A 12571-nucleotide genomic window follows, 5' to 3' on the forward strand; every position below is an offset into this window, starting at 1 on the left:
TTAAAAAATAAATTACTTTAAGAATAGTTTTGTTTGATTAGGTACATAAATTAATTTTGCTTGTCACTTTTTAGCATATTATGTTTTTTATACAACTATTATCAAAGATACCCTTTAGCTTATTGCATATTATCTCAACATTTTTAGCCTTTGTTACAGGAAAAATAATAAGGTACAGAAGAGATGTTGTTGCGGAAAATATTAAGATTGCCTTTCCTAAAAAATCAGGGGCAGAACGCAAAAAAATAGTAGATGGATTTTATACTAACTTATCTGATGTAGCACTAGAATCTATCAAATCACTATCCATGTCTAAGGAAGATATGAAGCAACATTTTAAGGTGAAAAACCCCGAAGTGTTTAATAAGTTTCATGATAAAAACCAGCCGGTTATTTTAATGTGTGGCCATGTCTGTAATTGGGAATGGCAAATGACTGGGTTTGCAGCCAACTTTGATTTTGGTTTTGGTGCGGTTTATAAACCATTAGAAGGAAAGTTTTCTGAACAACTGATGCAACAAATTAGAAGTAGGTTTGGTGGATATGTCGTCCCGATGGCCAATACAATGCGTCAGATTCTAGTGAGAAAAAAGAAAGGAGAGAACTTTGGATTTGGAATGGTGTCCGATCAATCACCTCCGGGTTATGATAGAAAAAGAATTTGGATTGATTTCTTTGGTAGACCGTCTGCATTCTTTGCAGGACCAGAAGTGATTACAGGTTCTATGAAAATTCCTGTCATTTATTCAAGAATTATTAGAACCGGTAGAAGCCAATATGAAGCAGAATTATTCGAAATCTATGATGGTGGAGAATATGAAAAAGGGTCTAATTTAGTATTGAAAAAATACGCTCAACTCGTAGAAGAAAATATAAAAGCTCAACCTTCTAATTGGTTATGGTCTCATAAGAGATGGAAATATACTAAAGAAGAAATGGGTGAATAACTAAAAAATCTCAAGTAGAAAAGTACTTGAGATTTTTTTATATTGAATGAATTAATCAAAGCCCTTTATCAAAACGATATCCATGATTATGAAAAACCTTTTATTCTTTGTCATCTTATTATCTTCCATTAGCTTTTGTAAGGCTCAGGAAATAACTGATTTTCCGTTAGGAAAGGAGTTTACAGAGGAAAAGGATATGATAAGAATGGACGTTGGTGGAATTGAAGGTACTTTGTTCGTCTATACTAATAAGAAGAAGCAAATTGTATCATTAGGTTTTGTACCTAGTTTAGATGGAACGAACCCCAATCGAGTGCATAAACAAGAATTTATGGGTTTCATTCAATACCTTCAAGTGGCCTATGGAATACAGTTTGAAAAAACGTATGAACGGACGAGAGGAAAAGAACATTTTACTGCTCGTACTGCAGATATGAAAATTGCAGTTACCATAGAAACATATAAAGATGACCTAACGCCAACGCCTATGACAATGATGATAAACAAAAGAGCTAAAAACTAATCAACTCTCCATTTATCAACTTGATTAAGCAAAGTAGCTTTTGCTGTTTCATGCTCAGTAGATAACCCTCTGTATTCATAATTTACAGTTTCATAGGCATCTTGTTCAAGATCATAGAACTTCTCTCTGCTGTAATAAATATATTTATAAGTTCCATCTGTAATAGCATAACCATCAGCTTCTTCAATAAAGTTATACTCTCTAGAATGTTCTAACTCGCTATATAATAGAGGAGCGAATGAAATACTCGTTGTACTACTTGCGGTACCATCACATAACTCTAAAATAGTACTATTTAAATCAATAGCATTTACCATTGCTTCTTCAGTACCAATTCTAACAGAAGGTCCACTCACAATTAATGGTGTATTGATCCCCCCTTGATGTAAACTACCTTTTACTTTACCTTTTTCATAAGGAGTTTGAGTTACTCTGTAATCTGTTCCATTGTCACCAATAAAGATGATAATTGTATTTTCTTTATCAGGGATATTCGATAATAGCCTTCCTATCTCTCGATCCATAGCTTCAATACTAGCCATAAAAAAGGGTAACGGATTGGATTCAATATCAGCTTCATTTAGTGTCCCTTGTTCATGTAAATCAGATGGAGGAATATGGAAAGGAGTGTGAGGAGCGGTAAATGCTAACCATAAAAACCAAGGGTTATTTTGATCATTTATCCAATCTATTGCAAGGTCAGTAAAGTGAGAAGTAACATAAGTATCCGTAATATTTTTAGAAGAACTGCCATTAAATGTAGTATAGTTGTAGTAATCTTCTACACCACTAATAAGTGTACCTTCATAATGATTAATTCCATAAGAGTCCATATCAACACTTGAGGTATTGCCAGATAAATGCCATTTACCAATTAATGCTGAGGAGTAATCCGTAGTACTTGAAAGACTTGAAAATAATGTGGTGTTTGATGATGATAAAGTCCTACCAGCTTCCAAAACACCATTCGAGGAACCATATTTTCCTGTGATGATTGCAGCTCTTGTCGGTGAACATGATGGAGCTACCCAATTATTATTAAAAATTAACCCATTCTGAGCTAATGAATCTAAAGTGGGCGTATTGGCAGAAATGATTCCTTCATCATAAAAACTTAAGGCATCCTTCCCTAAATCATCGGCAATGATTAGTAATACATTAGGATCAGTAGAAGGGGATTCAGGTGTTGATACAATAGTCGTATCTTCATCTACAATAGTGGTGTCAGGTTCAGAAAGTACTATTTCGTCCTCTATGATATCATCAATTTTTGAAGATGAGCAAGAGAAAAAAGTAGACAGTAATAGTGTTGTAATAATAAAGTTTTGCTTAGTAATCATAATTCATTCAGAAGTATCACACTCCAAATTGGAGAAGTTGAAAAAAGTAATCTAATTCAGTAAAGTAGTCGTCATACACTTTGTACTCAATTCTTTAAAGGAAAAATTAAGAACAGATCAATTAAAAAAGAAATCTTTCACAATAAATCTTTCTCAAATCACTTTTCTATATTTTAACAGGTTTATTTAATGTACCTTTGTCAAAAATTAAAGAACTATGAAAGCAGCAAAAGATAGCGTAGTCACTATTGCCTACAAATTATACGATGAAAATGCAGAAGGTGTATTACTTCAAGATGTTAGAGAAGATGATGCATTTGAGTTTTTATTTGGTTATATGGATGTACTTCCAGAATTTGAGGTAGAGTTAGAAGGAAAAGAGAAAGGACATACTTTTGAATTTTCTATCGCTAAGGATAAAGCATATGGAGATTACCAAGAACAAGCGGTAATTAAAATTCCTAAAGAAGTATTTAACATAGAAGATGAAGTAGATGAGGCAGAGATCTTAAAAGTAGGTAACGTATTACCTATGGTAGGTCCTGACGAAATGCCTATGGAAGGTGAAGTGAAAGAAGTAAACGATGATCATGTTGTAATGGACTTTAATCACCCTCTTGCTGGTAAAACATTATACTTCACTGGTGAAGTTTTAGATGTTAGAGCTGCTACTGAAGAAGAACTTCAAGAAGCAAAAGCTGCTGTAGAAAATTCAGATTTAGGCGGATTAGATTTTGATAATCTTCCACAATAATCATAGATTTTAGAAGTCGTTTGTACTTCATCATGATATAATATAACAAGCTTCCTAACGAATGAATGTATCGTATGGAAGCTTTGTTTTTCTACTAATCATCAAATATTAAGATAATTATTAGATATGGATAAGTTAAAAATAAAAGAAGGCTTGGTTGTAGCCTTAACATATAAATTATACGAAGGGAACGCTCAAGGTAAATTTATCGAAGAGGCAGACGCTTCAGAACCATTTTTATTTTTTGTAGGTTCTGGTGGAGTATTACCAAAATTCGAAGAAGCATTATTGGGTAAAGAGGAAGGGGATAACTTCCAAATCTCGTTACCATGTAATGATGCTTACGGAGAAGTTATTGAACAATACAGAGAGGTTAAGGTAGATAAAAATGCTTTTGGTTTTGCAGATAAAGAAGAGGAAGAAGCATTTTTACAATTAGGACATATTCTATCGGTTGCTGACCAAGATGGAGATGTTTATGATGGGAAGATCACAAAATTGAATAAGAAAGATGTGATTATGGACATGAACCATGAATTAGCAGGAATGGACCTGTTTTTCGATGGTAAAATTGTAGAAGTACGCCAACCAACAAAAGAAGAAACTGATTTTGATGGTGAAGGTGTGGAAATTATGCCATCAAAATAATATGGACGGTAAGAAAAGAAGTAACATAAAAATCGGTGGTCATGTGATGATCGTTCTAAAGGAAGATCAAAGAACAGGAGACCTTACCGAAGGTTTTGTTGAAAAAATTCTGACAAAATCATCTACTCACCCTCATGGTATTAAAGTTAAACTAGAGACGGGAGAAGTAGGGCGAGTAAAACAGATCCTTGAAGACGGAGAGTTTTAATAATTAATTATGAGTGAAGAAAGAATGGTGTCGATGGATTACTGATCATTATTCTTCACTATTCTAACAAATTCACGATTAAAAAATGAAATTCGAAAATTATAATATATCTGCTTCTCTAAAAAAGAGTATAGCAGAAAATGGATTTAAACGTCCTACAGATATTCAGTTCAAGTCCATACCTCCAATCTTAAAAGGTGAGGATGTATTAGCAATTGCACAGACGGGTACAGGAAAGACCGCTGCATTTGCAATTCCTGTTATGGAGTCTCTTTTACGAAATAAGCCCAAAGGAAAAAGTAAAAGGGTTATTCGTAGTGTTGTAATGGCTCCGACAAGAGAGTTGGCAGAACAGATTACTGAAGTTTTTACATCAATTGGTAAATACACAAAGCTGAATATCTTGTGTATTTATGGTGGTGTAGAACAGGATAATCAAATCAAGAAGTTAGAAGAAGGAGTCGATATTTTAATTGCAACTCCAGGTAGACTCTTTGATTTGAATCACCAAGGTTACATCAAACTAGATCGAGTAGAAGTCTTAGTACTAGATGAAGCCGATCACATGTTGGAGAAAGGTTTTATTAAAGACATCAAAGATGTTATCCGCCTTCTTCCTAAAAAGAGACAAACATTGTTTTTCTCAGCTACTATTGATGAAGCAATTAAAAAACTTGCTTATTCATTAGTTAGAAATGCGATTAGAATACAAATTTCTCCAAAAGATCCTGTTTCTAAGAATGTAAATCACGGTGTCGTTTCAGTTGAAATGGATGACAAAAGATTCTTCTTGGAAAGAATTGTCAAAGAGCACCCTGAAGACAAAATTCTTGTATTTGTTAGAACTCAAGTCAGAGCCGAAAGAGTACACAAGGCGATGGCGAGGGTAGATATAAAAACAGTAACAATACACGGAGGTAAAGATCAAAAAGAAAGATTTGAAGCTTTAAAGCTGTATAAATCTGGAGAGGTAAAAGTATTAATTGCTACAGACGTTTCTGCTAGAGGTATTGATATCCCTGGAGTCCAATATGTTATTAATTATGATTTACCTGATGATCCAGAAAACTATGTGCATAGAGTTGGACGTACAGGTCGTGGTACTCAAAAAGGTGATGCAATCGCATTTTGTGCGGAGAAGGAAAAAGAACTTTTGGACGCTATCGAGAACTTTACAGGTACTAAAATCGCTGTTTATGAAATGGACAGAGGAGAGTATGCAGGTATCGTAGGGCATTCTGAGGAAACATCTACTGACTGGAAAACAGTGATGCGAGAGATAGAAACAGATCAGAAAAACTACAAGGAAGCAAAAAAGAAAGCAAATAGGAAAAAAGAGAAAAAGAAGAAGGTAAAATCTTCGAAAAAATAAAAATCAAAACACTTAGACTTCTGTTTAGGTGTTTTTTTTATCTATAAAAATCGATAATGTTAAATATTAAACATTGTTGTGAATTTTATTATGTTTGAATTAAAACAATTTATTTTAAAGAGGTATATTTGTGTGAAGTTAGATGAATACGCTTAGTAGATAAGTGAAAAAATTAAGAGAGTTAAGTTCATGAAATACCTCTTTGGTACTGCCGGAGAGGTATTTTTGTATAGTATTGAAAAAAAAATCCTCACCATTTATTATATGATGAGGATTTTTATTTATCTGTATACTTTAGATTAAATATCTTTCAGTACTAAAATTTCTGGAATATTTCTACCATATCCGTCGTAATCCAATCCATAGCCTACAACAAATCTTGGATCGATTTCAAAACCAACATAATCAACGGTAATAGGAATTTTTAAAGCTTCAGGTTTAAACAATAAAGATACTACTTTAACTGAAGCAGGTTCCATACCTTCTAAGTCTTTGATCAAAGCTTGCATTGTACGACCTGTATCTACAATATCTTCAACAATGATAATGTGTTTGCCTTTTACTTGGTCAGCATTAAAGCCAATCAATTGCTTCACCTTACCAGTACTTTGAGTCCCTTCATAAGAAGCATATTTTACGAATGAGATCTCAAGTGGTGTTTTAATTTCTTTTACAAGATCTGAAGTGAACATAAACGCTCCGTTTAAAACACTTACCAAAAGAACATCTTTTCCTTCGTAATCATTAGTAAGTTGCTGACCTAACTCGCGGTTACGCTCTGCGATTTGCTCTTTGCTGATAAAAGGAACAAACTCTTTGTCTAATACTTTTGTGACTTCAGTCATGATTGAATATATGTATTATATATGAATTCTGTCTAGAATTTTAAAGTGCAAATATACACACTACTCTTTAATATTAATTGTGAGTATTTCTTAAAAGAATAGATTATTCTTATGTTTTGGAAAATTCAACCTTTTAAATCAAATTTATTAAGTGAATAATTAAAGAATAGAAATATTTTTAGGGTGAGAATGTCGATTTTTAGTGTCTTATATTCTCATTTTCAGTATTTTTAATTGAAAGGAAATACCATACTATTGTTTTTTTAACTAAACCCTTAACAAGAAAATGTCAGATCAAGAGAACCAAGGATTCTTCTCTAAGTTTGTTAATAATATTGAGGATTATATCAATAACCTAGTCACTTTAGATATTAAAACTGTGATAGGAGAGTACAGAGTAGAAGGAGAGAAAGATGAAATCATCAAGAAAGAAAATACTGATTTTAAATTGATGAATAGCCAAATTCATCTATTGAAAGGTGATATTACAACACATATTAGCAACGATCTACTACAAGATAAATATGCATGGGTAAGAGATTTTCACGCTCAAAAAGAGCAACATGGCCATCAGATTATCAACGATAATATTAAAGCTATTTTTAGCTTATATGAACTCTATCAAAAAACAAAAGGAGTGGATGTTCCTGAGGTAGATTTCTCAAGACAGAACCCTGCACAAGTATATGGAAATACGGCAGCGGCACAACCGGCTACTTATGCTGAAATTCCAATGCAGTTTGATCCAACAGCCACGGCAGCAGCAGCTCCAGCGATTGAATCTCCTAACTCAATGTATGATTACGATCAACCTGCAGCTATGGATCAAGTGGCAGCAGAGATGCCTGCTGAAGATGTTGAAGCAGAAGCTATTGATTTTGATGCACCAGCAGATGACTTTAATTCTGTTGCATCGGAAGATGAGGAGAACAAAGAAGAAAAAGAATAAGCTAAAATTACGTAACAATGGAGCAATCCTTAAAAGCATTAGCCAGTGAGTTATTGACTTTAGAAATCAATACTATTTTTAAAGAAAATACTACAGGAGCTAAGATGCCGGCAAACAAGCGTATTGCATTGTATGATATCATACAGAGGTATAGAAAAACTTTAATTGAATACGGAATTTGTGAAAAAGCAAATGGACAACCACCCTCATTGGATGGAGCAGGTAATCCCAAGTTTCTTTTAAGGTTTGTTGGAGCAGGGGAGTACTCATTTTATGAAGTGAAAAGAGCTGCTGTTCATGGAAAAGCTTATTATGAGAAGCTACAAACTCAGATGCAAACTCCTGAACAACTAGAAGAGTTAAAGAACCGAATACAAATGCTGTATCGTATCGAAAGGCAAAGTGCAGTAATGATGGGACTCTTCAAGGAACAGCGACATAAATTAGATATTGATAACAAGCAGGGAACTACTGGTTATGATGCAGAATTTAATGGGAAAGGATGTAATTCAGATTATGATCTATACCCTTCTCAGAAAGGATCTTTTGTCTGGAATAATGATATCTCTTTAGCTGAAATGAATAATGTTGATCCATTGGATCTCACTTCAGAGCAAGTGACTAACATTAGAAAAGCATGGGAGTTAGGAACACAGCAAGTATTATTACAAACTGTTGTTCAAATTGATGGTGATGTTACTTCTTATCTAACACCAAAATTTGTACACCTACCTAAGGATTTTAGAGATATGGTAATGAACTTTCATCAGAGTTCTACCAATGAAGCAACAGCACATTGGAGTTCTTTATTTAAGGTAGTAGCAGACCTAACAGGGAAAGCATTTTCATCGATATTTGGTGGTGGTAAATAATCATTATAATGACTAAAACACCAAAACTAGAAGAACAATTACAGACACTAAAAGCATCTAAGGAAGCTGCGGAATTATTATGGCATTCTTTTGAAGATGGAGGGATGACCATTGAAACACCTTTTACTTTAGGTCATAATTCTTATTCTTTTACGACTGTGATTCAGTTGGATGCAGATATCATAAATTACTTCCCGAACCTATGTAATGAAGATTTAAAGCTTTATCAACCTAAGTTATCAAATGTGATGAAAAAACATTGGTACGAAGTTGAATTTGCTTTTTTCAAATTATCCAACAATAAGAAACTGTGGAATTTGTTGTCTGATACAGTGGTTGTATTTATTAATGCGATCTCAGTAATTACAATGTTAGATGTTGAGAAACTAGAATCAGTTTCGGTGATGTTGATTCCATTGACTTATGTTTTCTTTAGAAAAAAAATTATAGAGCACATCTCACCACTAATTGTTCGTAGTGCTTTTTTTGTCTATAAAAAGTTTAAGCCTTTATTGGATAAAGTGATTAAGAATCAAAAAGCATCCATTATCAACAGCTAGTCGATCAAAACAGGTTCGTCTTCTACAAAAACTGAATCTGCAATAGGAATAATTTCAGAATCAGAGACACCTTCTACAGATAAGAAACCAATAGGATTTTCACCAACGACTGTACTTGCAAAATTAGTCGGTGGATTATCCACTGTTATACTCGTACCAGAAGCCTCAATTAAATTGTTTAATGACACATAGTAGTTGTAAGCACTTTGATCGAGGCTTTTTAGATGTACCTGAATAGTATCTTCTGTGGTGAAAGAGGTATATGGATATTCTACAAATACTTCCTTACCATCAATGCCTTGATCTGTACTTATCGGTACTCTGGCAGGTGTTAGAAGAATAAACTCACCATTGATTTTTTGTGATACCCTCCAACTATAATAATTATTTTCTTTCTCAGGGTCCAAAAAGTATATCCTTACATAGTAACGATCTTCGCTAGGCTCATATCTGAAGTTTACATCTTGTATAGGAACAACTGTAGGCATTCTCACTTGAGCTTGATAAAGTGTATCTTGTTCAAACTCTGAACCTGGTAAGAATACATTTAAAGTGTAAAATTGCTTAGGAACTAAAGTGACTTGACTCTGAGGAGTATAAAGTGCTCCGTAATCGAAAGTACCTGAATAGGTAAATGGAAATGTAGTATTACCAAAATTAGTAGCAAATAATACAACAGAGGCATTTTCAATCGCAGGGAAAGTTGTCGTATCATTAAACCCTAGCGAACGAGAAAGAATAACTCGAGAAATATATTCACTTTCAGATACATTAGCATCAATTACAGTTCTCTGAGGCCCCGATGGTAGGTTAAGTACAATGGGTTCCTCACAACTATAACAGAACGCTATTAGCAGTGAAAAAATGAATACGTATTTTCTCATTAGGTCTATTAAAACTTAAAGTTATAACTAAAGGACGGCAATATACTAAACAAATAGACTTTTACAGTTTCTAATTGCTCAGGATTACTTTTGCTACTTCTAAAAATATAAGAGTAAGTATTTTTACGAGCATACACATTGTAAATAGAGAAATTGAAACTACTCTCATTTTGTTTCTTCCTAGACATCTTACGATAAAAAGTAAGAGAAATATCTAAGTGATGTGTACTTGGAAGTCTTGCTGCGTTTCTTTCGCCATAAATAGGAACCACATATCCATCCTTAATGTATTTACCTTCAGGAGCGGTATAAGGGCGGCCAGAGGCATAATTCCAAACGGCCGAGAATTGTATCTGTGGTGATAACTGAAAGGACCCTAAAATATTGAATACATGACGTTGATCTTGATTGGTAGGGTACCAATTACCGTCATTAATCTCATCCACTTTCATAAATGAAAAGCTATAGGTATAAGCCATAGACCCTGTAAACTTTCCTTTTCTTTTTCTAAATAACGTCTCAAAGCCATAACTTTTACCGATACCTCCCACCACATCATTTTCTATTTGGTCGGTAACTAAATATCTGCCGTTGGGGTGAAACTCTAATATGTCTTTTGAATCTTTATAATATGCATCAAAAGAAAAATCGAAAACACCATCTTTTAACTTACTTAAGTAACCAATACTGTATTGATCATTAATAAGTGGTTTGATAAGTTTATTTGATGGGATCCAAACCCCAGCATTATTCGGTAAAGAGGATAAGGATAACTCTTGAGCATATTGAGCCATTCTATCATATGCAATCCTCAAAGAATGTTTTGGAGTGATAGCCACACTCATGGAAGCTCTAGGACTGAAGTTGTGGTAGCTATTATCAATATTAAAACCAGAATAAAAGACAGTGTCAACAACCGTATTAAGTGTTCCGGTTGATGTAAATGGAGTTAATTCATAAATATATTGTCTTCTGTTTCGGATATTATCAAACCTGGAATACCTACCTCCAATACCTAATTTTACTTTTTCATCAATATTCCATTCTATGTCAAAATAAGCAGCACTTTCAATTGCTGAAATATCCTGAGCATCTGTTGGAGTAACAATACTTTCAGGAGCATAAGGAGCAATGTCACCTTGATTATAAAGATGATAGATACTCTCAAGACCTGTTTTAAATGTGACATAGGGGGTGAAATAGTGCTCTAGATTATATTTCAATCCTATATCATCCAAAGTATAAGAAGTGATATAACTCGTTTCTGGTACTGTATTAATAATGTTGGATACACTATAGTGGGTATACCATAAAGTCATATTACTATATGTCTTAGGAGATAATAATGAGTTCCAAGTAATGTTGGCGGTATTATTACCCCACTCACTTGCAGAAACATCTTGAAAGGACAGCTTATCTCTACTAAAATAACCAGAAGTGGTAATCGTATTTTTACTATTAATTTGATACTTCACTTTGGCACTCAAATCATAGAAAACGATTGTATTTACACCATTTTCAGAATTAAGTTGAAATAGATCGGTATAAGGTCTTCTTCCTGAAATGATAAAAGATGCTTTGTCTTTTTTGATAGGACCTTCTATCGTTGCATTGGCAGAAATAGTTCCGATTCCACCAGATACATTAAATTTCTGGTTGTTACCCTCCCTTAAGTGAACATCAATAACAGAAGAACCTCTACCACCATATTGGGCAGGGATACCACTTTTATAGGTTGTCACATTTTTTAATGAATTGGTATTGAAGATGGAGTAAAAACCTAAACTGTGAGTAGCATTGTAAATAGGCACATTGTCAATTAAGAATAAATTCTGATCTGTTCCTCCTCCTCTAACAGATAGTTCACTACTTCCTTCATTCGCACTCTTAAATCCGGGCATTAGTTGTAGTGATTTGATCACATCGCCTTCGCCCAAAATCATTGGTAATTCTTTGGTAGCTTCTGGTGTAACATTAGTGATATTACTTAGTTGGAGAATACCCTCATAAATTTCAGAGTTACGAGAAATGACTAGAACTTCTCTCAGTTTGGTTTCCATGATTTTGAGTTGGACATTCAGCTTTACAGCCTGTTCGACCTTTACTAAAGTATCATATTCAAAGAACCCAAGTGATTTTACTTTAATACGGTAAGAGCCTATAGGGACAGAGAGGGAGTAAAAACCATCAAAGTTTGTCACTGTACCAATATTTAGGTCCTCAACAATTACTGTAGCTCCAATAATTGTCTCTTTGGTTCCTTTTTCTCTTACCACTCCATTAATGGGATATTTGGTCATACGACGTCCTTCTGGAGAATCTAAAGGGATACGATGTACTGAAATAACAACATCATTTCCTTCAATTCGATAACCCAAAAATCTTCCATCAAACATTAAGTTTAAGATGTCTGATAGTTTCGCCTGTTTACGTTGGAATGTGATTTTTTTTACCAATGGGATATTGTCATCACTATAGATGAAATTCACTCCACATTGATCGGTAATTTTTTGAATAGCTTCTGGGTAGGTGACTTCAAAAAAATTGAACTCATATACCTGATCTCCCTTATTTTGAGCATAAGTTACCTTTGCTCCTAAAAAAACGAAGCATAAAATGAGGAAGAAATATTTAACAGTATATGAGCTCAAGTATGTTAGACGTATTGT

The 12571-nt window shown here is 33.8% G+C and carries 13 protein-coding genes; 9 read left to right on the forward strand and 4 right to left on the reverse strand.

All coding sequences use genetic code 11. From position 1 onward, the window contains the following. The first annotated feature begins 80 nt into the window (after window positions 1-80). Together QL232_RS07845 and QL232_RS07850 are read left to right on the forward strand one after the other, a co-directional pair. Window positions 81-947 (forward strand): lysophospholipid acyltransferase family protein, encoded by an 867-nt coding sequence (locus QL232_RS07845; protein WP_281613699.1) that lies wholly within the window; start codon window positions 81-83, stop codon window positions 945-947. 88 nt (window positions 948-1035) lie between these two features. Continuing rightward, window positions 1036-1470, forward strand: a complete 435-nt coding sequence (locus tag QL232_RS07850; protein WP_281613700.1) for a hypothetical protein — start codon at window positions 1036-1038, stop codon at window positions 1468-1470. Here QL232_RS07850 and QL232_RS07855 read toward each other — a convergent pair. Beyond that, on the reverse strand, window positions 1467-2810 hold the full coding sequence (locus QL232_RS07855) for a sulfatase-like hydrolase/transferase (protein ID WP_281613701.1): 1344 nt from the start codon (window positions 2808-2810) through the stop codon (window positions 1467-1469). The two genes, QL232_RS07850 and QL232_RS07855, sit on opposite strands and share 4 nt — an antisense overlap. Before the next feature lie 217 nt (window positions 2811-3027). Here QL232_RS07855 and QL232_RS07860 point away from each other — a divergent pair, with 217 nt between their 5' ends. The 4 genes from QL232_RS07860 to QL232_RS07875 all read left to right on the forward strand — a co-directional run bounded on the left by QL232_RS07860 (window position 3028) and on the right by QL232_RS07875 (window position 5792). Next, window positions 3028-3564: an FKBP-type peptidyl-prolyl cis-trans isomerase gene (locus QL232_RS07860; RefSeq protein ID WP_168880950.1), complete on the forward strand. Its 537-nt coding sequence runs from the start codon at window positions 3028-3030 to the stop codon at window positions 3562-3564. A gap of 126 nt (window positions 3565-3690) precedes the next feature. Continuing rightward, window positions 3691-4212 (forward strand): FKBP-type peptidyl-prolyl cis-trans isomerase, encoded by a 522-nt coding sequence (locus QL232_RS07865; protein WP_168880951.1) that lies wholly within the window; start codon window positions 3691-3693, stop codon window positions 4210-4212. Window position 4213: 1 nt separating this feature from the next. Continuing rightward, the gene (locus QL232_RS07870) at window positions 4214-4420 is read left to right on the forward strand and encodes a YwbE family protein (RefSeq protein WP_168880952.1); all 207 of its coding nucleotides are present in this window, start codon (window positions 4214-4216) and stop codon (window positions 4418-4420) included. A gap of 85 nt (window positions 4421-4505) precedes the next feature. Beyond that, a complete protein-coding gene (locus tag QL232_RS07875; protein WP_168880953.1) occupies window positions 4506-5792 on the forward strand; it encodes a DEAD/DEAH box helicase in 1287 nt (428 codons plus the stop codon). Window positions 5793-6091: 299 nt separating this feature from the next. Here QL232_RS07875 and hpt read toward each other — a convergent pair whose 3' ends face one another. Next, window positions 6092-6637 carry a hypoxanthine phosphoribosyltransferase gene (gene hpt, locus QL232_RS07880; RefSeq protein ID WP_168880954.1) on the reverse strand — a complete coding sequence of 182 codons (546 nt, stop codon included), beginning with the start codon at window positions 6635-6637 and terminating at the stop codon, window positions 6092-6094. 286 nt (window positions 6638-6923) lie between these two features. Here hpt and QL232_RS07885 point away from each other — a divergent pair, with 286 nt between their 5' ends. The 3 genes from QL232_RS07885 to QL232_RS07895 are packed head-to-tail and all read left to right on the forward strand — an operon-like array spanning window position 6924 to window position 9018. Beyond that, window positions 6924-7586 (forward strand): hypothetical protein, encoded by a 663-nt coding sequence (locus QL232_RS07885; protein ID WP_281613702.1) that lies wholly within the window; start codon window positions 6924-6926, stop codon window positions 7584-7586. 17 nt (window positions 7587-7603) lie between these two features. Further along, the gene (locus QL232_RS07890) at window positions 7604-8458 is read left to right on the forward strand and encodes a hypothetical protein (protein ID WP_281613703.1); all 855 of its coding nucleotides are present in this window, start codon (window positions 7604-7606) and stop codon (window positions 8456-8458) included. 8 nt (window positions 8459-8466) lie between these two features. Then, on the forward strand, window positions 8467-9018 hold the full coding sequence (locus QL232_RS07895) for a hypothetical protein (protein WP_281613704.1): 552 nt from the start codon (window positions 8467-8469) through the stop codon (window positions 9016-9018). Here QL232_RS07895 and QL232_RS07900 read toward each other — a convergent pair. Then, window positions 9015-9902 carry a DUF4249 family protein gene (locus QL232_RS07900; protein WP_168880957.1) on the reverse strand — a complete coding sequence of 296 codons (888 nt, stop codon included), beginning with the start codon at window positions 9900-9902 and terminating at the stop codon, window positions 9015-9017. The two genes, QL232_RS07895 and QL232_RS07900, sit on opposite strands and share 4 nt — an antisense overlap. A gap of 8 nt (window positions 9903-9910) precedes the next feature. Continuing rightward, window positions 9911-12553, reverse strand: coding sequence for a TonB-dependent receptor (locus tag QL232_RS07905; protein ID WP_281613705.1), 2643 nt, complete (start codon window positions 12551-12553; stop codon window positions 9911-9913). Window positions 12554-12571: the final 18 nt, after the last annotated feature.

The sequence above is a fragment of the Flammeovirga sp. SubArs3 genome (genome assembly GCF_947387565.1).
In the GTDB taxonomy this organism is placed as follows: Bacteria; Bacteroidota; Bacteroidia; order Cytophagales; family Flammeovirgaceae; genus Flammeovirga; species Flammeovirga agarivorans.